This is a genomic window from Caulobacter sp. Root487D2Y (assembly GCF_001427165.1).
Lineage (GTDB): Bacteria > Pseudomonadota > Alphaproteobacteria > Caulobacterales > Caulobacteraceae > Caulobacter.
In genome coordinates this window covers 959,200-981,451 of the sequence record NZ_LMFD01000001.1, presented here as the reverse complement: position 1 = coordinate 981,451, position 22,252 = coordinate 959,200, and the positions used below count along the sequence as shown (strand labels likewise).

General features: G+C 69.6%; 22 protein-coding genes. 14 read left to right on the top strand and 8 right to left on the bottom strand.

Annotation, left to right across the window (positions count from 1 at the left end; translation table 11 throughout):
* Positions 1-81 precede the first annotated feature (81 nt).
* The 7 genes from ASD38_RS04500 (at position 82) to rpoD (ending at position 9,482) form a co-directional block, all read left to right on the top strand.
* Positions 82-666: a hypothetical protein gene (locus ASD38_RS04500; RefSeq protein WP_056457919.1), complete on the top strand. Its 585-nt coding sequence runs from the start codon at positions 82-84 to the stop codon at positions 664-666.
* 173 nt (positions 667-839) lie between these two features.
* Positions 840-1,151: a hypothetical protein gene (locus ASD38_RS04495; protein WP_056457916.1), complete on the top strand. Its 312-nt coding sequence runs from the start codon at positions 840-842 to the stop codon at positions 1,149-1,151.
* A 65-nt stretch (positions 1,152-1,216) separates the two neighbouring features.
* Positions 1,217-2,302, top strand: a complete 1,086-nt coding sequence (locus tag ASD38_RS04490) for a glycerophosphodiester phosphodiesterase (protein WP_082560658.1) — start codon at positions 1,217-1,219, stop codon at positions 2,300-2,302.
* Between the two features lie 122 nt (positions 2,303-2,424).
* Positions 2,425-3,720 (top strand): hypothetical protein, encoded by a 1,296-nt coding sequence (locus ASD38_RS04485; protein ID WP_056457913.1) that lies wholly within the window; start codon positions 2,425-2,427, stop codon positions 3,718-3,720.
* Positions 3,721-3,909: 189 nt separating this feature from the next.
* Positions 3,910-4,806 carry an EamA family transporter gene (locus ASD38_RS04480; protein ID WP_056435341.1) on the top strand — a complete coding sequence of 299 codons (897 nt, stop codon included), beginning with the start codon at positions 3,910-3,912 and terminating at the stop codon, positions 4,804-4,806.
* Between the two features lie 210 nt (positions 4,807-5,016).
* Positions 5,017-6,939, top strand: a complete 1,923-nt coding sequence (dnaG, locus tag ASD38_RS04475) for a DNA primase (protein WP_056457910.1) — start codon at positions 5,017-5,019, stop codon at positions 6,937-6,939.
* A 590-nt stretch (positions 6,940-7,529) separates the two neighbouring features.
* The gene (gene rpoD, locus ASD38_RS04470) at positions 7,530-9,482 is read left to right on the top strand and encodes an RNA polymerase sigma factor RpoD (protein WP_056435347.1); all 1,953 of its coding nucleotides are present in this window, start codon (positions 7,530-7,532) and stop codon (positions 9,480-9,482) included.
* 78 nt (positions 9,483-9,560) lie between these two features.
* Here rpoD and ASD38_RS23725 read toward each other — a convergent pair whose 3' ends face one another.
* Positions 9,561-10,160, bottom strand: coding sequence for a hypothetical protein (locus tag ASD38_RS23725; protein ID WP_056457907.1), 600 nt, complete (start codon positions 10,158-10,160; stop codon positions 9,561-9,563).
* Positions 10,161-10,466: 306 nt separating this feature from the next.
* Here ASD38_RS23725 and ASD38_RS04460 point away from each other — a divergent pair, with 306 nt between their 5' ends.
* On the top strand, positions 10,467-11,228 hold the full coding sequence (locus tag ASD38_RS04460) for an anti-sigma factor family protein (protein ID WP_056435353.1): 762 nt from the start codon (positions 10,467-10,469) through the stop codon (positions 11,226-11,228).
* A gap of 137 nt (positions 11,229-11,365) precedes the next feature.
* Here the strand turns inward: ASD38_RS04460 and ASD38_RS04455 are convergent, their stop codons facing one another.
* Positions 11,366-11,599 carry a flagellar basal body rod C-terminal domain-containing protein gene (locus tag ASD38_RS04455; RefSeq protein ID WP_156390551.1) on the bottom strand — a complete coding sequence of 78 codons (234 nt, stop codon included), beginning with the start codon at positions 11,597-11,599 and terminating at the stop codon, positions 11,366-11,368.
* Between the two features lie 154 nt (positions 11,600-11,753).
* Entirely contained in the window at positions 11,754-11,957 is a 204-nt protein-coding gene (locus tag ASD38_RS04450) for a hypothetical protein (protein ID WP_056436257.1), read from the bottom strand.
* Between the two features lie 220 nt (positions 11,958-12,177).
* Here ASD38_RS04450 and ASD38_RS04445 point away from each other — a divergent pair, with 220 nt between their 5' ends.
* On the top strand, positions 12,178-13,839 hold the full coding sequence (locus tag ASD38_RS04445; RefSeq protein ID WP_056457904.1) for a M20/M25/M40 family metallo-hydrolase: 1,662 nt from the start codon (positions 12,178-12,180) through the stop codon (positions 13,837-13,839).
* Between the two features lie 222 nt (positions 13,840-14,061).
* Positions 14,062-14,736, top strand: coding sequence for a DUF998 domain-containing protein (locus ASD38_RS04440; RefSeq protein ID WP_056435358.1), 675 nt, complete (start codon positions 14,062-14,064; stop codon positions 14,734-14,736).
* On the opposite strand, the gene ASD38_RS04435 is transcribed toward ASD38_RS04440, so the two are convergent.
* From ASD38_RS04435 to ASD38_RS04430, 3 genes are all read right to left on the bottom strand, one after another.
* Complete coding sequence (locus tag ASD38_RS04435; protein ID WP_056435361.1) at positions 14,715-15,266, bottom strand: YbhB/YbcL family Raf kinase inhibitor-like protein; 552 nt, start codon at positions 15,264-15,266, stop codon at positions 14,715-14,717. The two genes, ASD38_RS04440 and ASD38_RS04435, sit on opposite strands and share 22 nt — an antisense overlap.
* A 50-nt stretch (positions 15,267-15,316) precedes the next feature.
* Entirely contained in the window at positions 15,317-15,442 is a 126-nt protein-coding gene (locus ASD38_RS24855; protein ID WP_268760911.1) for a hypothetical protein, read from the bottom strand.
* Between the two features lie 82 nt (positions 15,443-15,524).
* On the bottom strand, positions 15,525-16,145 hold the full coding sequence (locus ASD38_RS04430) for a TIGR02466 family protein (protein WP_056458274.1): 621 nt from the start codon (positions 16,143-16,145) through the stop codon (positions 15,525-15,527).
* A gap of 43 nt (positions 16,146-16,188) precedes the next feature.
* Here ASD38_RS04430 and ASD38_RS04425 point away from each other — a divergent pair, with 43 nt between their 5' ends.
* The 3 genes from ASD38_RS04425 (at position 16,189) to uvrC (ending at position 18,743) form a co-directional block, all read left to right on the top strand.
* Positions 16,189-16,527, top strand: a complete 339-nt coding sequence (locus tag ASD38_RS04425; protein ID WP_156390550.1) for a FitA-like ribbon-helix-helix domain-containing protein — start codon at positions 16,189-16,191, stop codon at positions 16,525-16,527.
* A 73-nt stretch (positions 16,528-16,600) separates the two neighbouring features.
* Entirely contained in the window at positions 16,601-16,813 is a 213-nt protein-coding gene (locus ASD38_RS23720) for a type II toxin-antitoxin system RelE/ParE family toxin (protein WP_156390549.1), read from the top strand.
* A 19-nt stretch (positions 16,814-16,832) separates the two neighbouring features.
* On the top strand, positions 16,833-18,743 hold the full coding sequence (gene uvrC / locus ASD38_RS04420; protein ID WP_056435370.1) for an excinuclease ABC subunit UvrC: 1,911 nt from the start codon (positions 16,833-16,835) through the stop codon (positions 18,741-18,743).
* 137 nt (positions 18,744-18,880) lie between these two features.
* On the opposite strand, the gene ASD38_RS04415 is transcribed toward uvrC, so the two are convergent.
* On the bottom strand, positions 18,881-20,413 hold the full coding sequence (locus ASD38_RS04415; RefSeq protein ID WP_056435374.1) for a cation:proton antiporter: 1,533 nt from the start codon (positions 20,411-20,413) through the stop codon (positions 18,881-18,883).
* Positions 20,414-20,546: 133 nt separating this feature from the next.
* Between ASD38_RS04415 and ASD38_RS04410 the strand changes: the two genes are divergently transcribed.
* A complete protein-coding gene (locus tag ASD38_RS04410) occupies positions 20,547-21,389 on the top strand; it encodes a helix-turn-helix transcriptional regulator (protein ID WP_056457898.1) in 843 nt (280 codons plus the stop codon).
* A gap of 12 nt (positions 21,390-21,401) precedes the next feature.
* Here the strand turns inward: ASD38_RS04410 and ASD38_RS04405 are convergent, their stop codons facing one another.
* Complete coding sequence (locus tag ASD38_RS04405) at positions 21,402-22,250, bottom strand: DUF4198 domain-containing protein (RefSeq protein ID WP_056457896.1); 849 nt, start codon at positions 22,248-22,250, stop codon at positions 21,402-21,404.
* Positions 22,251-22,252: the final 2 nt, after the last annotated feature.

Sequence of the window (22,252 nt, the reverse complement as noted above, 5' to 3'; positions counted from 1 at the left end):
CGCCGTCGGCGGCTCGCTCCAGCGCGGCGCGAGAGGGCATGGGGCCCTTCCGCCAGCCGCAGAGCGCGCTAGGATTTAGGCATGCGTCACCTGCTTCCGAGCCATCGCCTCCTGGTTCCGATCCTGTTGCTGGGCCCCGTCCTGCTGGGTTTGGCCGCCTGTTCGCGGACCGACGACCGGGCCGACGGGCCGACGGCGTCGGCCAGCCAGGACGCGGCCCCGGCGGCGGGCGGCCCCACGACCCTCAAGCCGGGCCTGTGGAAGACCGTGACCCAGACCCCGTCCGGCCCCGAGGACTCGCTCAAGTGCGTGGCCGAGGGCTACGACCCCGGCGCCGAGGCGGCCCGCAAGGTCTCGCCCTGCGGCAATCCCCAGATGACCCGCACGGCCGACGGCTTCCAGCTCGACCTCGCCTGCGAGAAGAAGCACATCACCTATGTCCTGACCGGCCAGGTCCGGGGCGACTTCGTCACCACCGCCGACACCGACCTGGAACTGGTCGTCTCGGCCTTCGGACGACGCCAGACCCTGCGTGTGAAGGCGGTCAGCACCTATCAGGGCCCCTGTGAGCCGGGGGGCGATCCCGAGGGCGCGCCGGGGCGGACGGACGGCCGGAAAGCGGGTCGGGACGGGGCCCAGAATACGGGCAAGTCGACCGGTCGATAGGCGCGAAAAAGGGCGCCGGAATCCCCGTCCGGGCGAAGCTGTGGCATGCAGGACACTTAACCCGGCCGATCGCACGAACCGGCGCGAACCGGGGGAACGGCAGGGCTTGGACCCGCCTTGTATTCACGAGGGCCGGCGCCGCGTTTGGACGCCGCCCGAGGAGTGAAGACGCCATGAATGGTCCGCTCTTGACCGTCGTTCCCGACCACGCCGAGCCGGTCGAAGTCTACAATCTCAGCCGGGGCCCGGAGACCACCACCCAGCGCGTGCGGCGCCTGCAACGCGAAGCGCGGCTGCTGGCCCGCGAGCAGATCGAGGCCATGGCCCGCGACCTGGAAGACCTGGCCCGCCGGGCCCAGGAGATCGCCGAGGGCGGCGACGCCTATGCGGTCGGCGTGCGCGAGATGTGCTCGCGCCTGGCCTCCGACCTGCCGCAGAAGTCGCAGGGCCTGCTCGCCATCCTGAACCGTTCGGGCAAGGATTAGGCGGCGATCAGGATCGAGGGCTGGACGGCCGTCGGGCTGGTCAAACCGTCACATCGGCGCGCTAGATGGCCGCCATGACCCTGCTGACCCGACGCGCCCTCACCACCGCCGCCCTGGCGGGAACCCTGACGTCCGGCGCCAGCTTCGCCGCCGCGAAGCCGCGCAAGCCGATCGTCATCGCCCACCGGGGCGCCTCGGGCCTGCGGCCGGAGCACACCCAGCCGGCCTACGACCTGGCCATCGACCAGGGCTGCGACTTCATCGAGCCCGACCTGGTCCCGACCAAGGACGGCCACCTGATCGCCCGCCACGAGAACGAGATCGGCGGCACGACCGACGTCGCCGGCCGCTCCGAGTTCGCCGACCGCAAGGCGACCAAGACCATCGACGGCCAACAGGTCACCGGCTGGTTCACCGAGGACTTCACCCTGGCCGACATCAAGACCCTGCGGGCCCGCGAACGGCTGCCGCGGCTGCGGCCCGGCAACACGAAATACGACGGCCAGGCCCAGTTGCTGACCTTCGACGAGGTGGTGGCCATCGCCAGGGCCGGGAGCCGGCGCACCGGCCGGACGATCGGGGTCTATCCCGAGATGAAGCACCCTTCCTATTTCGCCGGCATCGGCCTGCCGGTCGAGGATCGCCTGGTCACCCTGCTCAAGAAGAACGACCTGGACTCGGCGACCGCCCCGGTCTTCGTCCAGTGCTTCGAGGTCACGCCGCTGAAGACCATTCGCGCCAGGACCAAGGCGCGGCTGGTGCTGCTGACCGCCGGCGAGGGCGGGCCGGCCGACCTGCCGAACGTGACCTATTCCCAGCTGGTCAGCCCCTCGGGCCTGAAGGAGGTCGCGCTCTACGCCGACGGCCTGGGGCCGGAGAAGATCCAGATCATCCCGCAGGACGCCGACGCCCTGCTGCCGGCCACCGCGCTGGTGAACGACGCCCACGCCGCCGGCCTGGTCGTCCACCCCTGGACGGTGCGGGCCGAGAACTATTTCCTGCCGTCCAGCTTACGCCGCGGCGACGCGGCCGCCGCCGACTACCTGGCCCAGCCGGGCGAGGTCGCCGCGGTGTTCAAGGCCCTGTACGCCGCCGGCGTCGACGGCCTGTTCAGCGACTTCCCGGGCCTGGCGGTGGCGGCGCGGGGGTAGTTCCTTTTTCAATCGTCGTGCCGGGCACAAGGCCCGGGATGACGGCGGTTGAGGAGGAGAGCTCTTGCTCCAGCCGCCGCCGGCAGGCAGCTTGCCCGTCTTCCTCGCCAGAGACGCCCCCCATGCTCCTCCGCCTCGCCGCAACGGCCGCCGTCTTCGCTCTGCTCGCCGCTCCGGCCCTGGCCGCGCCATCCGAGGGCGCCAAGCTGGACGTCATCGCCCGGGACTTCGTGCGCCTGACGCTGGAGGCCGGCGAGCGCGAGCCGGGCTATGTCGACGCCTATTACGGCCCCGCCGACTGGGCGGCCGCCGCCAAGGCCAAGCCGCGCGAGGTTCCCGCCCTGCGCGCCGAGGCCGACCGGCTGGCCGGAGCCCTGAAGACCGTCGACGGCGCGGCCCTGAGCCCCGACGAAGTCCGCCGCCGGGCCTTCCTGGCCGGACAGGTCAAGGCCGCCCAGACCCGCCTGGCCATGCTGGCGGGCGTGAAGTTCAGCTTCCAGGACGAGGCCGAGGGCCTGTTCGGCGTGCGCCCGCCGATCAAGCCGCTGAGCGCCTACGACCCCGTCCTGGCCAGGATCGACAAGCTGTTGCCCGGCGAAGGCGACCTGGCGGGCCGCGTCGCCGCCTTCCAGGCCCGCTATACGGTCCCGACCGACCAGCTGGAGCCGGTGATGAAGGCGGCGATCGCCGAGTGCAAGGCGCGGACCCAGGCCCACATCGCCCTGCCCGCCAACGAGCGCTTCGACCTAGCCTTCGTCACCAAGAAGCCGTGGGGCGGCTACAACTGGTACAAGGGCGACGCCCACAGCCTGATCGAGGTCAACACCGACCTGCCCACCCAGATCGACCGCGCGGTCGACCTGGGCTGCCACGAGGGCTATCCCGGCCACCACGTGCTCAACGCCCTGCTGGAAGACAAGCTGACCAAGGCCAAGGGCTGGGTCGAGTTCAGCGTCTATCCGCTGTTTTCCCCGCAGTCGCTGATCGCCGAGGGCTCGGCCAACTACGGGGCCAAGCTGGCCTTCCCCGGCGAGGAGAAGGTCGCCTTCGAGCGCAAGGTGCTCTATCCGCTGGCCGGGCTGGATCCGGCCACCGCCCAGACCTACGACGCCCTGATCGACGCGAAGGCCGACCTGGCCAGCGTCCAGAACACCGTCGCCGACCTCTATCTGTCGGGAAAGATGGACAAGGAGGCCGCCGTCGCCGCCCTGGCCAAGTACGCCCTCACCTCGCGCGCCAAGGCCGAGAAGTCGCTGAGCTTCATCGAGACCTACCGGAGCTACGTGATCAACTACAACCTCGGCCAGGACATGGTCCGCGCCTATGTCGAACGGGCCGGCCCGTCGCAGGACGCCCGCTGGACGCGGATGGAGGCGGTGATCTCGCAGCCGACGACGCCGGCGGACCTGGCGAAGTAGACGACGAGGGGGACACACACTCGCTCCCAAGGCCCAGCCAGGATCTGCTAGGTCTTGCCGCGAGTGTGTGTCCCCGCCTTAGCCCGCGACCTCGCCGCGTTCATTGTCACCGGAGACAATGTTTTCGTTGCGGCGTCGAGCTTGAAACTCCAAATCCGGGCGATCAGTCCAGTCCGATCGGACCCGCCCATGACCGACAGCCCCCTGCCGCTGCGCCACTTCCTGCTCGCCCTGGCCGTGGTGGCTGTGTGGGGGACCAATTTCGTGGTCATCCGCGTGGCGCTGGACCACCTGCCGCCGCTGCTGTTCGCGACGCTGCGCTTCACCCTGGTGCTGCTGCCGATGGCGTTCTTGGTCAAGCGGCCGGCGGTGTCGTGGAAGAACCTGGCGGCCTATGGCGTGCTGATCGGGGCGGGGCAGTTCGGCCTGCTGTTCGTGGCCATGAAGGGCCACATCTCGCCGGGCCTGGCCTCGCTGGTCGTGCAGACCCAGGTGTTCTTCACCATCGGCATGGCCATGAAGATCAGCGGCGAGCGCGTGCAGCCGTTCCAGATCGTCGCCCTGCTGCTGGCGGCCTCTGGCATCGTGCTGATCGCCGCGCACGGCGGCGGCGCGGCGACGCCCCTGGGCGTGGCCCTGATCCTGGGCGCCGCCGCCAGCTGGGCCGGCGGCAATATCGTGGCGCGCCAAGCCGGCACGGTGAACATGCTGGCCTATGTGGTCTGGGCCAGCCTGTTCTCGATCCCGCCGCTGTTTCTGATGTCGCTGTGGCTGGAGGGCTGGCCGGCCATGGTGGCGGGGGTGACCCACGCCGACGCCCTGACCTGGGGCGCGGTGGCCTGGCAGGCGGTGGGCAACACCATGTTCGGCTACGCCGCCTGGGGCTGGCTGCTGGCCAGGCACCCGGCCGCCACGGTCACGCCCATGGCCCTGCTGGTGCCGGTGTTCGGCATGGGCGCCTCGGCGATCCTGCTGCACGAGAGCCTGCCGCTGTGGAAGCTGCTGGCCGCGGCGCTGGTGCTGACCGGCCTGGCGGTCAACATGCTGTGGCCCAAGGTGCGGATGCGGTTTCTGGCTCCGGTTTGAGCTGTTCCCTTTGATCCGCTCATCCCGGCATTCGCCGGGATGAGCGGATCAAAGGGAATCGGCGGATGATCGTTGCGGAGGCGGCGGGTCCTCGCCATCTCCGCATCTGTGGACAACATCGGAAACCCGTTAACGCCTCCGCAAGGGGGTCTGGGCTCAAGCCCGATGGGTCTGCATGGTGCGCCGCCTGAGAGCCCCTAGCCGCCCGCCATGCGTTTCGACGACCATTTCCTCGACGAACTGAAGACCCGTCTTCGCCCTTCCGACGTGATCGGAAAGTCGGTGAAGCTGCGGCGGCAGGGGCGCGAATATGCCGGGCTGTCGCCGTTCACCAAGGAAAAGAGCCCGTCGTTCTTCGTCAATGACGACAAGGGCTTCTACCACTGCTTCTCCAGCGGCAAGCACGGCGACATCATCTCCTACCTGCAGGAGACCGAGCGGCTGACCTTCACCGAGGCGGTCGAGCGGCTGGCGGCCGAGGCGGGCATGTCCCTGCCAGAGCCCGACGCCCGCGCGGCGCAGGAAGACAAGAAGCGCTCCACCCTGACCGACTGGATGGAGACCGCCGCCGCCTGGTTCGAAAGCGAGCTGCGCCGCCCGGTCGGCCAGGCCGCCCGCGACTACCTGGCCCGCCGCGCCCTGCCCGAGGACCAGTGGAGCCGCTTCCGCATCGGTTTCGCGCCGAACGGCCGCACGGCCCTGAAGGACTATCTGATCGCCAAGGGCGCCAAGCCGGCCGAGCTGGTCGACGCGGGCCTGCTGATCGCGCCCGAGGACGGCGGCGCGCCCTATGACCGGTTCCGCGACCGGATCATCTTCCCGATCACCGACACCCGGGGCCGGGTGGTCTCGTTCGGCGGCCGGGCCATGGATCCCGCCGCCCGGGCCAAGTACCTGAACGGGCCGGAGACCACGCTCTTCCACAAGGGCCGGCTGCTGTACGGACTCTACGAAGCCCGCAAGCTGCTGCACGCCGCCCAGGCCGCCGCGCCGACCGAGCAGACGCCGATGCTGGTGGTCGAGGGCTATATGGACGTCATCGCCTGCCAGCGGGCGGGCCTGCCGGCCGTGGCGCCGATGGGCACGGCCATGACCGAGGAGCAGATGGAGGTGCTGTGGCGCCTGCATCCCGAGCCCACCCTCAGCTTCGACGGCGACAAGGCCGGCCAGCGCGCCGCCGCCCGGGCCATCGACCGCGCGCTGCCGCTGCTGAAGCCCGGCCGCTCGTTCAAGTTCTCGATCGTGACCGGCGGCAAGGACCCCGACGACGTATTGCGCGAGCAGGGGGCGGCGGCGCTGAAGAGCCAGCTGACCCAGACCACGCCGTTCGTCGAGGCGTTGTTCGCCCGCGAGCGCGACCTGGAGCCGCTGGACACCCCCGAGCGCAAGGCCGGCCTCAAGCAGCGCCTGCGCGCGGCGGCGGCGACGATCGCCGACAAGGACCTGGCCGCCGCCTATCGCGACGACCTCTACGCCAAGCTGGACGCGCTGTTTCCCAAGCCCGCCTTCGGCGGCGGGGGCTCCAGCGGGTTCGGCGACGGCGGCGGCCGGCCCTTCGTCCCGCGCGGCCAGTGGAAGGGCGGTCGCGACCGCGGTCCGCCCGATCCGGGCATCCGGGGCGTGGCCCGGGCCGAGATCGCCACGCGGCTCAATCCGTTCCATGCCGCCGTGGCCGTGGCCGCCTTGCGCCATCCGGCCTGGGCCCGGCCCTATGACGAGGCGATCGAGCGCATCGGCTTCGGCGATCCGCGCCTGACCCCGCTGGCGGTCGAGCTGTTCGAGGCCCTGGCCGACGAGATCAGCGACGACGTCCCGTTCCGCGACATCCTGACGCGCAAGGGCCTGGGTCCTCAGCTGGCCGAGGCCGAACGCGTGGCCTCGGGGATCAACGCGCCGTTCCTCGACCCGAAGACCGACGCCCACCGGGCCCGCGCCCTGTGGGCCGCCTGCTACGAGGCCCTGGTCGAGATCGCCGACAGCGAACGCGCCCTCCAGTCCCTGCGCCACGAGGCCGTCACCGCTGGAACCCTGGCCGCCACGCGCGACCTGCGCACCCGGATCGGCGTGCTGGAGCGCCAGATCAGCGGGCTGGAGTTCTGGGAGGCGGCGGAGACAACCGTCAAGATCACCTAGCCCCCACGCCCGTCATCCTCGGACTTGTTCCGAGGACCCCTGCTTCAACCGCGAAGAAGGGTGATCCGTGGAGCGGTGCGCTCGCGGCCAAACCTTAACCGAAAGCTCGGCTGACCTCGGGGTCCTCGGAACAAGTCCGAGGATGACGGGGGCGTGGGGGCGACGGGTTGGGACGCGCTGAAATAGAACGATACTCAACACTACCCATCTTGACTCCGGCGTCATGCAACGCCATCTGGCGACTCAAGGATTTGCCACGCTGCTGATTGACATCGCTCGGGCCGCCATTTTCATGCGCGCGCCCTCCTTGAAACAGGATGTCACCCTCGCCGCCGCCAGGTCCCAGTGGCTGCCGAAACCCCTCAAGGGCCGACGCTGATCGCGCGCGAACACAACGCCTCCGCAAAGAGCCTGGCTCGCGGAGCGTTAGCCTATGGTTCTTTCGCGTGTCTCAGGCGTTTCTTGAGAATATTTTCAGCGGTTCATTGGAAGCTTGCACGGACGACAGGGCGCGATGCGCGAGCGACCCATCACGTACACATTTCTCGACGCGCGCCGCGTTTCGGCGCCGCGTCGTTTCGGAGACCTGAATGAGCACCAATTCCTCGGCCGAAACGGAAGCGCCTGAAGCCACCGGCGGCGACGGTCCCCTGCTCGACCTGACCGATGCCGGCGTCAAGAAGTTCATCAAGCAGGCCAAGGCCCGCGGCTATGTCACGATGGACGAGCTGAACAAGGTCCTGCCGTCGGAAGAAGTGACCTCCGAGGCCATTGAAGACACCCTCGCCATGCTGAGCGAGATGGGCGTCAACGTGGTCGAGGCCGAAGAAGACGCCGAAGGCTCGGAAGGCGGCGAAGTCGTCGCCCGCGAGGACAACCAGCAGGTCATCACCAGCGAGAAGCCGGCGGCCTACGACCGCACGGACGACCCGGTGCGCATGTATCTGCGCGAGATGGGTTCGGTGGAGCTGCTGTCGCGCGAGGGCGAAATCGCCATCGCCAAGCGCATCGAGGCCGGCCGCGACACCATGATCCGCGGTCTGTGCGAAAGCGCCCTGACCTTCGAGGCGATCATGGTCTGGCGCGAGGAGCTGGGCACCGGCCGCATCCTGCTGCGCGAAGTGATCGATCTGGAAGGCACCTACGCCGCGATCAACGGCGTGGCCGCCGCGCCCGCCGCCGAGGAAGAGCCGGCCGAGCCGGTCGACGAGGAAGCCGGCGGCGAGGCCAAGGCCGAGGGCGAAGGCGAGGACGACGACGACTTCGACGACGGCGCCGGCCCGACGGTCAGCGCCATGGAAGGCGAGCTGCGCGAAGGCGTGATGGCCATCCTCGACGCGATCGCCAGCGAGTTCGAGACCTTCCGCAAGCTGCAGGACAAGCTGGTCGGCAGCCGCCTGAAGGGCGCGGATCTGAGCGACGCCGACCGCAAGGCCTATGAGGGCCTGTCGAGCACGATCATCCAGCACCTGAAGACGCTGAAGCTGAACAACAACCGCATCGAGGCCCTGGTCGAGCAGCTCTATGCGATCAACAAGCGCCTGATCGGCCTGGAAGGCCGCCTGCTGCGCCTGGCCGACAGCTACGGCATCAGCCGCAGCGAGTTCCTGAAGGCCTATTTCGGTTCCGAGCTGAACCCGAACTGGGTCGACCAGGTCAAGGCGATGGGCGTGCGCTGGACCAAGTTCGTCGAGAACGACACCAACTCGGTCAGCGACATCCGCCAGGAGATCGCCGCCCTGGCCACCGAGACCGGCGTGCCGATCGACGACTATCGCCGCATCGTCCAGACCGTGCAGAAGGGCGAGCGCGAGGCCCGTCAGGCCAAGAAGGAGATGGTGGAAGCCAACCTCCGTCTCGTGATCTCGATCGCCAAGAAGTACACCAACCGCGGCCTGCAGTTCCTGGACCTGATCCAGGAAGGCAACATCGGCCTGATGAAGGCCGTCGATAAGTTCGAATATCGCCGCGGCTACAAGTTCTCGACCTACGCCACCTGGTGGATCCGTCAGGCGATCACCCGCTCGATCGCCGACCAGGCGCGGACCATCCGCATCCCGGTGCACATGATCGAGACGATCAACAAGATCGTCCGCACCAGCCGCCAGATGCTGCACGAGATCGGCCGCGAGCCGACCCCGGAAGAGCTGGCCGAAAAGCTGGCCATGCCGCTGGAAAAGGTGCGCAAGGTCCTGAAGATCGCCAAAGAGCCCATCTCGCTCGAAACCCCGATCGGGGACGAGGAAGACAGCCACCTGGGCGACTTCATCGAGGACAAGAACGCCATCCTGCCGATCGACGCGGCCATCCAGTCCAACCTGCGGGAAACCACCACCCGCGTGCTGGCCTCGCTGACCCCGCGGGAGGAACGTGTTCTGCGCATGCGCTTCGGCATCGGCATGAACACCGACCACACGCTGGAAGAGGTCGGTCAGCAGTTCTCGGTCACCCGCGAACGCATCCGCCAGATCGAGGCCAAGGCCCTGCGCAAGCTCAAGCACCCCTCGCGGTCGCGCAAGCTGCGCTCGTTCCTGGACTCGTAAGCGGTCCGACAGGCTCCAACGTCAAACGCCCGCCCCGGGAGAACCGGGGCGGGCGTTTTTCGTTTTGGGCGGTCGAGCCTAGTTGCCGACCTTGAGGTCGGCCGAGGCCCCGCCGGTGGCCGAGGCGCCGGCGCCGCTGCGGGCGGCCGAGCCCGACACGCCCACCGAACCGTTGGCGCCGGTCGCGCCGCGATCGGTCGAGGCGCTGCTCGAGCTCGAGCCGTTCAGCGAGCCGGAGACGCCGTCGGCGGACAGCCCGCCGGCCGCGTTGGCCGAGCCCGAGACGCCCGCCGTCGTCGAGCCCGCGGTGTCGACGGCCGAGCCGACGGCGGCGCGGCTCCGGTGGGCGGTGTTGGCCGTGGTCGAACGGACGCGGCCGGTCGTGCGGGCCGCGGCGTCCTCGGTGGTTTGGACGCCGTCGCTGGCCCGCTGACGGGTGCGCTCGACGCTCTGGCCAAGCTGCGAGGTCAGGCCGCCAGTGTCGGCGCCGATCTGGCCGGAGCCGTTCAGCGCGCCGCCCAGCTGACCGGTCGCGCCGCCCAAGCCGCCGCCCAAGCCGCCGCCAAGACCACCGCCCACACCGCCGCCGGCCGAACCGCCCAGGATCTGGGCCTGAGCCATCGGAGCGGCCGCCAGAACCGCCACGGCGGCGGTCGCCAGGATTGAGAACTTACGCATGGGATATCTCCTATAGGCGTGTTTTCCAGGTCTTTGGGGCGACGCTCCGGCCGCCTTCCGTCCGGTTCAACGCTCAAACCGCGCCTTTCCTTCCCGACCCTCGCGATTTTTCCGGCCGCCGGTGTCGGGATCCGGGCGGGATCTGGCCGAAACCGTGGCCGCTCAGGGTTTCCCGCACGCCAGGCGCCGGAATGGCCGCATCGCGGGCCGTGTGAGATAAGTCTAGGCTGACCGTGTCCTGACCGGCCGTCTGGCCCGCGGCCGCATCTGGTTGCAGACTGCGTTGATCGACCAAGGAGACCCGCCATGACCATCCCCGACGAAGAGGTCTTCGCCTTTGTCGACGGCGAGCTGTCGCCCGAGGCCATGGCCCGGATCGAGGCCGCCATGACGACCGATCCGCAGCTGGCCCTTCGGGTCGAGACCCAGCGCGCGCTGCGCCGTCTGCTGTCGAGCGCCCATGCCGGGGTCGCGCGCGCGGCGCCGCCCGAGGCCCTGGGCGCGACCGCCGCCAGGCCGCCCTCCGCGCCCAAGCCGGCCGAGGTGATCGCCTTCCCCGGCCCCCAGTCCAAGGCAAAGGCCAAGGCCAAGGAGAAAGCCAAACCGCGCGAACCCAAGCCGCCCAGGCCGGCCGACGCGACGGGCCAGGGCATTCCCGCCTGGGTCGGCCTGGCCGCCTGCCTGGTCGCCGGCCTGGTGATCGGCCGCCTGGCCGCGCCGCCGCCCGCGACCCTGAGCGGGGCGGACGATCCGGCCCCGGTGGCCGCCGGGCCGCTGGCCAAGGCGCTGAACACCCAGGCCTCGGGCCCCAGCGCGGGACCCGTGCGCATCAGCCTGTCGTTCAGGACCGCGTCGGGCGCCTATTGCCGCGCCTTCCAGGCCTCGGGCCGCACGCCCTTGGCGGGCGTCGCCTGCAGGGACCCGGACGCCTGGCGGGTGAAAGCCGTTGGACCGGCCGGGGCCGGCCCGGCCGCTGTCGACGCGATGATCGTCGGCCCGCCGCTGGACCCGGCCGGCGAGGCCAAGGCCAAGGCGGCCGGCTGGAAGCCGACCAAAGGCGCTCGATAACGGGTGCCGCCCCCCGGCGAAACCGGAGGGCGGCGGGCCCGAGCCCGCGCAGGGGGGAATGCGGGATGGGCTCGGACCGGCTCGAGGCGGGGCCTTCCGGTGTTACCCGGTAACACCTTCCGGTGTTACCCGGTAACCTAGACCTTCATGTCCAGAAGGGCGCCCGTCATCTCGTCGGCGGTCTTGGCGACCGCGGCGTTGGCTGTGAAATCGGTCTTGGCCGAGACCTGCTCGACGGCCTCGTGGGCCAGGTCGATCTTCTGTTCGGCCTGGCTCTGCTCCAGGCCCCAGGCGGCGGTGCGTTGAGCGCTGGCGCTGAGTCGATCGGCGGCGGCGAACATGCCCGCGGCGGCGGTGTTGAGGACCTGCACGACCTTCTCCCTGGTTGCCGGGCCAATGTCGGATGCATCGGTTAATCGGTGTTCACCAAAAAAGGTGAAGTTACACGGTTAATTAACGAAAGTTCCGGCGCCCAAAGCCGGCGCTTGCTTCCGCGGCTGTTCGCTCGGGATGTTCGGGGGGCGTCTAGACGCTGATGTTGACGAGCGTGCCGGTCAGTTCGCCGGTGGCCTGGCCGAGGGCGGCGCCGGCGGCGGCCTGCATCTTGACGTTGGTCTGGGCCACGGCCAGCTGTGTGAGGTCGGCCGTCGCGGCGTTCTGGGCCTGGGCCGCGCCGGAGGCGGCGGGACGCTGGACGGCGGCGCTGAAACGGTCGGCGGCGATCTGCATGGCGTCTTCCTCCGAGGTCGCCGCCAATCTCGTCCCGAACCCTTAAGCGCGGTTGATCAAAGAGGGTAAACGGGGGACCCGTTCGAGATAACGCGTTCTTTCGACGCGGTTTTTCGGCGAAGATTACAAAAGGTTCAGGTTCCGAAACCTCGACAAGCCGCCCTCGTCTGGCCAAGGTTCGCGCCTTCGCGGGCTAGACCCGTAATTGGAGCCTGCCTTGATGCCGTTCTCCCGTCGCGTCGCCCTCGCAGGCGTCGCCCTGCTGCTGACCGTCCAGCCCGCCCTCGCCGCCCCCGCCGCCAAGGCTAAGCCCGCCGCGACCAAGGCCGCCGCGTCCGCCTTCACCCCGTCGGCCGCCGCCATCAAGGCGCATATGAGCTTCCTGGCCGACGACCTGTTGGAAGGCCGCGAGTCGGGCACGCGCGGCTACGACATCGCCGCCAACTACGTGGCCTCGCAATATGCGGTGATGGGCGTCAAGCCGGCGGGCGACAACGGCTCCTACCTGCAGCAAGTGCCGCTGACGGCGTTCCGTTCGGCCAACGAGGGCGGCGTGTCCTACACCGGCGCCGACGGCAAGTCGGGCGCCCTGATCTTTGGCGAGGACTACCTGCCCTCGGCCCAGGCCCGCCAGGCCGAGACTTCGATCACCGCCCCGCTGGTCTTCGTCGGTTACGGCATCGTGGCCCCCGAACGCGGCCGTGACGACTACGCGGGCCTGGACGTGAAGGGCAAGATCGTCGTGATCCTGAACGGCGCCCCCACCGGCCTGCAGACCGAGATCCGCGCCCACTACAGCAACGTCAACACCAAGCGGGTCGAGGCGGCCAAGCACGGCGCGATCGGCGTCCTGACCCTGCCGACCACCGCCAGCGAGAAGACCCGGCCCTTCGCGCGCGGAGTCGGCAACTATCAAGAATGGCGGATGACCTGGAACGACGCCCAGGGCGTGGCCAATGTGCGCGGCGCCGGCGCGCCGGGCCTGGCCACCCTCAGCCTGAAGGGCGGCGCCAAGCTGTTCGCGGGCGCGCCGGTCAGCCTGGACAGCGTGCTGGCCGCGGCCGAGACGCCGGAAGGCCTGGTCAAGGGCTTCGACCTGCCCACCAACGTCACCATCCAGCTGAAGACCGAGATCGAACAGCGCCGGAGCAGCAACGTGGTCGGCCTGATCGAGGGCTCGGACCCGAAGCTGAAGGCCCAGACGATCATCCTCAGCGCCCACCTCGACCACCTGGGCATCCACGGCAAGGACGCCGACAAGATCAACAACGGCGCGCTCGACAACGCCTCGGGCGTCGCCACGATGCTGGAGGTGGCGCGCGGCTTCAAGGAAGCCAAGACCAAGCCCAAGCGCTCGATCGTGCTGCTGGCGGTCACGGCCGAGGAGAAGGGTCTGATCGGCTCGGACTATTTCGCCAACAACCCGACCGTGGCCAAGGCCGGCATCGCCGCCGACGTCAATCTGGACATGCCGATCCTGCTGTACGACTTCCAGGACGTGATCGCCTTCGGCGCCGACCGCTCGTCGATCGGTCCGGCCGTGGCCCGCGCCGCCGGCCGCGTCGGCATCGGCCTGTCGGCCGACCCGCTGCCGGAAGAAGGCCTGTTCACCCGCTCGGACCACTACCGCTTCGTCGAGCAGGGCGTGCCGTCGGTGTTCCTGATGACCGGCTTCAAGAACGGCGGCGAGAAGGGCTTCAAGGACTTCCTGGCCACCCACTACCACAAGCCCAACGACGACCTGAACCAGCCGATCAACTACCAGGCCGGGGCCCGCTTCGCCCTGGTCAACTACCAGATCGCCCGCGAACTGGCCGACATGCCGGCCCGTCCCAGCTGGAACAAGGGCGACTTCTTCGGGAACCTGTTCGGGAAGAAGTAGGCTTCGACAGCGCTGGACGCCCCTTCCGTCACGATGCGTATCCGCATCGCGCCACCTCCCCCGCTTCGCGGGTGAGGAGGATCCGGCCTCATTCTCCTCCCCCGTCAGACGGGGGAGGTGGCCGCGAAGCGGACGGAGGGGGCGTTCGACCGCCTATCCATCCTTGACCCCGCCCCCGCCCGGCGCGATCTATCCACGTCCGATCAGCCGGAGACGGGACGAGTGATAAGCGTTGGAAACCTGCTGAGGATCGGCCTGATCGTCCCCGCGATCATGGCGGCCGACGTCCTGGTGGCCCAGCATTTCTTTCCGGGCTTCGACGCCGGCGCGCAGTTCATCAGCGAGTTGGGCGGGCCCAAGGCGCCCAATCCGGCGATCTTCAACATCGGCATGATCCTGGCCGGCCTGGCGGGCGTCGCGGCCGGGGCCGGCTTCGCCCACGCCCTGGAGCACGCCGGCGGCCGTCGCCAGGTCTCGGCCTTCGCGGGGCTGTGGGTGGCGATGACGGGGCTGGGGGCGCTGTTCGCCGGCCTGTTCCACTGGCCCGACCCGATGCACCGCGCCTGCGGCGTCGGCCTGGCCATCCAGTTCGCCCCGCTGTTCACCGCCTGGGCCCTCTGGGGCAAGCCGGGGCACCGCCGCCTGGCGGCGTTCTCGCTGGGCTGGTTCTTCTTCCTGCTGCTGGTCCTGGCCCTGCTGACCGGGGTGTGGAACGTGCGGACCGGCAGCGACGTCGGCTTCTGGCAGCGCGGCCACGCGTTCCTGGGCCTGCTGTGGCTGGCCATCGCCGCCTTCTGCCTGGACCGCCACTGGCGCGCGCGGGACCTGATACCGCCCCTACCCGTCGCCGAGGCCGAAACGAAGCCCGAATCCGACTACGCCCCCGCCGCCTCGTAGGTAACGATCAGGTCGTCCGACGCCAGGGCGTCGCCCTTCAGCGCGTTGACCAGGTCGGCCAGGGGCATGGCCGCATCGAACGGCAGGCGTTCGGCCAGGGCGAAGATCTGGAAGTGGTAGTGGTGCAGCCCATGCCCCAGGGGCGGGCGCGGGCCGAACCAGCCGACCGAACCGCTGTCGTTGCGGCCCTGAACCGCGCCGCCGATCAGGCCGAGGCTCGCCTCGTTCGGCAGACCTTCGGGCAGGCTGGTGGCCTCGCCGGGGATGTTCCAGATCAGCCAGTGCACGAACGGCCCTTCGCGGGGCGCGTCAGGGTCCTCAACGATGATCGCATAGGCGGCCGCGCCTTCGACCTGGGTCCAGATCAGGGGCGGCGACAGGTTGTCGTGGTAAGCGCTGTGGCGGTCGGCCAGTCGGCCGTTGATGTCGGTCGCGGGCGTGGTGAGGATCAGGCTCATCTCGCCGAACGGCTGGACCTTCTGCATCGTGATCGCCGCGCCGGAATGGTCGGGGGTCTGCGCGTGGGGCATGGGGGGCTCTCCTGCGGTTCAAGAGGAAACCCGTCGATGCGGACGGGGTTTCAATCGTCGCTGGAGGAACGGGCGGCCTTGCGTCGCTTCGACCGGCGCAGGACGATCAGCACCGCCGCGATGACCAGGGCCATGGCGGGGATCAGCGCATAGGCCTCGATGCCGGGCGGCTGCACGAACCCACAGTCGGCAAGGCAATGAAGTTCATGAGCCGGAATCGTTGTCTCAACGGGAGCCGAATCCGCCATCTGCTTCCCCCTAACGCCAGGCGTAATTGAAGCTGATGCTGATCCGCTCGGCCTTGGCCGCGTTGGCCGGCACCTCGTGGCGCAGCCAGCTTTCCCACATCAGCACCGTGCCCGGCTGGGGCTGGACGTAGACGAAGGTCTGGCGGTCCTCCGGCGCATCGACCTGACGGGTGGGGGCGGCCATCATCAGCGGCAGGCGCGGATCCTCCAGCTTCAGGGCCGAGGCGCCGGGCGGGGTGGCGACATAGACCGTGCCCGACAGCACGCTGTGCGGATGGATGTGGCCGCTGTGGCCGCCGCCGGGCTTGAGAATGTTGATCCACAGGCTGTCCATCACCAGCCGTCCGCCGGCCAGCTCCAGCTTCAGATCCTTGGCGAAGGCGCTCGCGTGCTTGTCGAGCTTCTTCTTGAGGTCGGCGAACAGGCTGTCGCGCTGGGGCAGGTCGTCGAGCGAGGCGTAGGAGGTGTAGCCGTTATAGCCGTTTTCCTTGGCCCAGGCCCGGCCGGCCCGGTCGTCGGCGGCGATGGCGCGGCAGGCGTCCTCCAGTTGAAGGTTGAAGGCGTCGAAGCCTTTGTCGCCGGCGAGGCTGCCCTCATAGAGGTGGGTGACGAAGAGCGGGCGCAGGGTCATGGCGGGCGTCATACCGCCCCGCCGCGTTGACGACAAACCATGAATGGAACATCATGAGAACATGACCGATGGCGGCCTGACCCTCACGATCGACGCGGCGCTCGCCGAGCGCCTCCGCGCCCGCGCCGAGGCGGCGGGGCAGAGCGTAGAGGCGTATGCGCTCGGCATCCTCAGGCGCGCCGTCGAAGAGCTGGGCTTCAAAGAGAATGAAGCCCAATGGACCGGGACGCCGGTTCCCGCCCTGCACGACAACGGCTTTGGCGAGGACGCCGACGCCTATGCCGACGAGCTAGATCGCATTTGCGAGGAAACGCTGCGCACCGGCGGGATTCCATGGGAGCAATTTCGGGATAGGTTGCGCAACCTCGGCAAGCCCCGCTGAGCAATGATCCGGATTATCGTTTCCGAGCGGGCCTCCGCCGATACGGACCGACTCGAGCATTGGCTTCTGGAACATGGAGCGGCCTACGCCGCCGATCTCGGTTCCCGGCTGGAAACCGCCATCGATAGCCTCCAGCACTACCCCCGAACGTTCCCCAACAAGTCGCGACGACCGGTATCGGGAACTCTTCGTTCAGTTCCATTCCAATCAGTATGTCGTTCAGTACCAAGTCCGGGGCGAGTTGGTCGTCATCCTACGCATCTTCCACGGCCTCGAAGATCGCTGAACCTCCCAGACTCGCCTATATGTCGGGCGTGAACGATACGACCATCGACATTCCCCCCGCCAACGCCCTGAAGGGCGCCGCCCTAATCAAGGACGAGGTCTCGCGCCTGCCCGACGCGCCGGGCGTCTACCGGATGATCGGCGAGAACGACGAGGTCCTCTACGTCGGCAAGGCCAAGAGCCTGAAGAAGCGGGTCGTGCAGTACGCCCAGGGCCGCTTCCACACCAACCGCATCGCCCACATGGTCGACGCCACGCGGTCGATGGAGTTCGTCACCACCCGCACCGAGGCCGACGCCCTGCTGCTCGAGATCAACCTGATCAAGCAGCTGAAGCCGCGTTTCAACGTGCTGCTGCGCGACGACAAGAGCTTTCCCGAGATCGTCATCCGCCGCGATCATGACGCGCCGCAACTGCGCAAGCACCGCGGGGCCCACACGATCAAGGGCGACTATTTCGGGCCGTTCGCCAGCGCCGGAGCGGTGAACCGCACGCTCAACACCCTGCAGAAGGCCTTCCTGCTGCGCTCGTGCAGCGACAGCGTCTACGACACCCGCTCGCGGCCCTGCATGCTGCACCAGATCAAGCGCTGCGCCGCCCCCTGCACCGGCCTGATCGGCAAGGACGACTACCAGGCCCTGGTCGACCAGGCCGAGGCCTTCCTGCGGGGCAAGTCGCGCGCGGTCATGGCCCTGATCGCCCAGCAGATGGAAGCGGCGGCCGAGGACCTGGAATTCGAGCGCGCCGCCCGCCTGCGCGACCGCATCCGCGCCCTGGCCTCGGTGGCCCAGGAGAGCCAGATCAATCCCGAGACCGTGGAGGAGGCCGACGTCGTCGCCCTGCACGTCGAGGGCGGCCAGGCCTGCGTGCAGGTGTTCTTCTTCCGGGCCGGCCAGAACTGGGGCAACCGCGCCTACTTCCCGCGGATCACGGGCAACGCCGAGGAGGAAGGCGAGGGCGCGACCGAGGAGCAGCGGATCCTGACCGCGTTCCTGGGCCAGTTCTACGACGACAAGCCGATCCCGCGCCTGATCCTGACCAATCTGGAGCCGGCCGACCGCGAGCTGCTGGCCGAGGCCTTCTGCCTGAAGAGCGGCCGCAAGGTCGAGATCGCCACCCCCAAGCGCGGCGAAAAGGCGGACCTGGTCGGCCACGCCCTGACCAACGCCCGCGAGGCGCTTGGCCGGAAGATGGCCGAGGGCTCGGCCCAGACCAAGCTGCTGGCCGGGGTCTGCGAGGCGTTCGGCCTGGAGGCCCCGCCCGAGCGGATCGAGGTCTATGACAACAGCCACATCCAGGGCACCAACGCCGTCGGCGGCATGATCGTGGCCGGGCCCGAGGGCTTCATGAAGGGCCAGTACCGCAAGTTCAACATCCGCTCGACCGAGCTGACGCCCGGCGACGACTACGGGATGATGAAGGAGGTGCTGCGCCGGCGCTTTTCCCGCCTGGTCAAGGAAGAGGAAGAGGGCGACAGCGACAACCGCCCCGACCTGGTGCTGGTCGACGGCGGCAAGGGCCAGCTGGACGCGGCCCTGGAGGTGATGGCCGACCTGGGCGTCGACGACATCGCCGTGGTGGGCGTGGCCAAGGGGCCGGACCGCGACGCCGGCCTGGAGCGGTTCTTCATGCCCGACAAGACGCCGTTCATGCTCGAGCCCAAGTCGCCGGTGCTCTACTACCTGCAGCGCCTGCGCGACGAGGCCCACCGCTTCGCGATCGGCGCCCACCGCACGCGGCGCTCGATGGACCTGAAGAAAAACCCGCTCGACGAGATCGAGGGCGTCGGCCCGGGTCGCAAGAAGGCCCTGCTGCACGCGTTCGGCTCGGCCAAGGGCGTGTCACGGGCGGGCGTCGAGGACCTGATGAAGGTGGACGGGGTCAGCCAGCCGCTGGCCGAGCGGATCCACGCGTTCTTCCGAAAGAGCTAGGGCGGCTAACACTTGCCCCCTACGGGTCGCTTCGCGACCGTCTTCCCCCACAGGGGGAAGAGGAGCCGCGCGCGCGTCCTCCGCCCTCTATGGGGGCGGACAGACCGCGAAGCGGTCAGGTGGGGGCAAGTCCGGACCTACTCCCGCGCCGACAGCTCCAGCCAATCGAACTCCTCCTCCAGCGCCCGATAGGCGTCGTCCCCGATCTCGCCCTTCTTCCGCAGATCCGCGATCGCCTCGCGTGACACCGCCACCACCCGGCGGCGCAGGGCGTTCTCGGTCGAAGCCCGCGCGTCGGCCCCGGTCTTGGTCTGGTGCAGGGCCGCGCCGTACTCGCGGCGCAGGGCCTCCGCGGCCTCGGACTGGTCGCCGTCCAGCTCGGCCAGGGCGGCCTTCAGCGCCATGGCCCTGGCCAGTTTCAGCTCCTTGCGCACCGGATCGTCGTCGGGCAGGCGCAACAACAGCATCAGCGGCTTGAGGGTCAGCCCCTGGACCACCAGCGTGCCCAGCACCACCGCGAAGGCGGCCAGCAGGATGAAGTCGCGATAGGGGAAGCCCTCGGGCAGGGCCAGGGCGGCGGCCAGGGTGACCATGCCGCGCATGCCGCACCACGAGACCATCAGCCCGCCCCGCGTGGTCGGCGCGGCCATGCTGGACCGCGCCACGTGCAGGCCGAACCAGTGGTTCTTCAGCCTCACCCCGGTGTTGTAGGTCATCACCCAGGCGATCCGCACGGCGATCACCGTGGCCAGGATCACCAGGGCGGCGCGCAGATAGTCCATCCGTTCGTGCGGCGACAGGGTCTCCAGGATCGGCCGGATCTGCAGGCCGATCAGGGTGAAGGCCAGGACGTTGAGCACCACCGTCACCGTCTCCCAGACCGCGAAGGACGGGACGCGCAGCCGCGCCGACAGCTGCGCGCCCGGCCGCCAGGCCACGGTCACGCCGTAGACGACGATGGTCACCACCCCCGACAGCCCCAGCCGCTCGGCCAGGATCCACACCCCGAAGGTTGAGACGAACTGGACGATCACCGAACTGGGCATGTCGGTCACCTTGTGGAACACCAGGCCGCTCAGCCGCGCCAGGCCGTAGCCCGCCACCACGCTGCCCACCGCCACCAGGACGAAGGTCGGCACGGCGTGGGCCAGGCTGAAGCCGCCGCCGACCGCCCCCACCGCCAGGCGGTAGATCAGCAGCGCCGAGGCGTCGTTCAGCAGGCTCTCGCCTTCCAGAATCTTGAGAATCCGGTGCGGCGGCTGGACCTGGCGCAGCACGGCCAGGGCGGCCACCGCGTCGGGCGGGGCGACGATGGCCCCCAGGGCGATCGCGGCCGGCCAGGGCATCTCGGGAAACAGCAGCCGCGCGACCCAGGCCACGCCCAGGGTGGTCAGGCTCACGGCGACCAGCACCAGGGACGACACCGGCCGCCAGTTGTCCTTCAGGTCGCGCAGCGAGGAGTCATAGGCCGCGTCCAGCAGCACGGGGGCGATGAACAGGGCCAGGATCAGCTCCGGCTCCAGCGCCAGCCGGGGCGCGCCGGGGATCAGGGCCACGGCCGCCCCGCCCATGGCCAGCAGGGCCGGATAGGGCGCGCCGACCCGCCGGGCCAGGGCCGACAGCAGCACCGCCCCTATCAGCAGGACCAGGATCCATTCGAAGACCAGCATGCGGAGAGGGTCTCCGCTGGCGCGCGACTTGGCAAATGCTAAGCGCGGCTCGTCCCGCCGATCGGCGAGGTCGCCGTCCCCATGACCTCCGAGGTTATTGCCGCCGCGCATCCGCTCGCCGATAGCGGTCGGCATGAACGAGCTCAGCGTCACCCTGCTTCTGGAGACCCGGACGGTCGGCGTGCGCGACGTGGCCTGCGACGGCGCCTGCCGCCACAAAAGCCCCAGCGAGTGCGCCGCCGCCACCCATCTCGTCTTTCCCTATCGCGGCGCCTATGTGCGCCATGTGGGCCGCCAGGACGTGGTGGCCGAAGCCAACCAGGTGGTGTTCTTCAACCGCGACCAGGACTACGCGATCAGCCATCCGATAGGCGGCGGCGACGCCTGCCTGTCGGTGTCGATCGACGACGCGCTGCTGACCGAGCTGTCCCCCGCCGAGCAGCTGGAGGACGGCGGCCTGGCGGTGTTCCGTCGACCGGCGCGCGGCCTCGCCCCGGCCGCCCAGGCCTTGGCCGCCCGGCTGAGGCACGGTCTGACGCGCGGCGCGTTCGAGCCGCTGCAGGCCGAGACCCTGACCCTGGCGCTGGTCGGCGCCGCCCTGGGCGAGCGCACAGCCCGGACCCGCGCCGCCAGCCATGGCCGGCGCAAGCTGGCCGATCGCGCCAAGCTGGTCCTGGCCTCTGACCCGGCGCGGCGCTGGACCTTGGCGCAGATCGCCGGAGACGTCGGCGTCTCGCCGGTCTACCTGACCCAGGTCTTCGCCCAGACCGAGGGCATGCCGCTCTATCGCTACCAGTTGCGGCTGCGGCTGGCGCGCGCCCTGGACCTGCTGGCCTCGTCCGACGACCTGACGACGCTGGCCCTCGACCTCGGCTTTTCCAGCCACAGCCATTTTACGGCGGCCTTCCGCCAGCTCCATGGCCACGCCCCGGCCGACTTCCGACGTTCGGTCAGACCGCCGCGCCTGTGCGCCTGATGGACAAGCGGCTTAACGGGCCCGGGCGGGAAAGCCAAAGCTCAGGCTTGAGAACACCGTCTCGAAGTCGACGCCTTCGTCGGTCAGCGGCCTGGTCCACACCACGTCCATCATCCAGGCCCCGTCGGCGGGCATGGCGAAGCCGGCCCGGCCCTCGCCGTCGGTGCGATGCTGCTCGCGGGGCGCGGCGTCGTGGGCCAGGTCGGTGATCTTGACCAGCGCGCCCGCCAGGGGCCGGCCTTCGTACAGCACCCGCACCGGCAGGGTCGCCGGACGCGGCAGGGCGTAGGGGCTGGCCTCGGGCACGATCTCCAGGGTCAAGCCCACGGGCTTGACGACGGCGCCCTGGTCGCCGCCTTCGCCGACCTGGATCAGGGCCTTGGTCTGGCGGCTGTAGCGTTCGGAGGCGTCGATCGCCCGCAGGCCGCGCGCGGCCCGGGCCTCCAGGGCGGGGGTCAGGCCCTCTTCCTCGGCATAGGCGTTGAACCGGGCGGCCGACAGGTGGCTCTGGGCGGCGGCGTCGCTGCGCAGCGTCACCACATAGGCGCCGGGCCGCGAGAAGCCCAGGGCGCCGTCGGCGGTCTCGGCGCCGAGCGTCAGAGCCGGGCGCAGGTCCAGGGCTTCACCGCCCGGCGCCGCGGCGTCGAACCGCAGGACCCGGCGGATCGGCAGTTGCGAGCGCTGGCGCTCGGCCCCCGTCCCGACCTGCAGGACCATCGGCGTGGCGGCGTCGACGGACAACCAGAAGCGTTCGGGCTGGATCCAGAACTCGTGCGCGGCGGCGGCTTGGGGACCGCAGGCCAGGGCCAGCGCGCCGGCGGCCGGCAGGACCTGGCGAAGGCCAGTCGTGAACAGGGTCATGG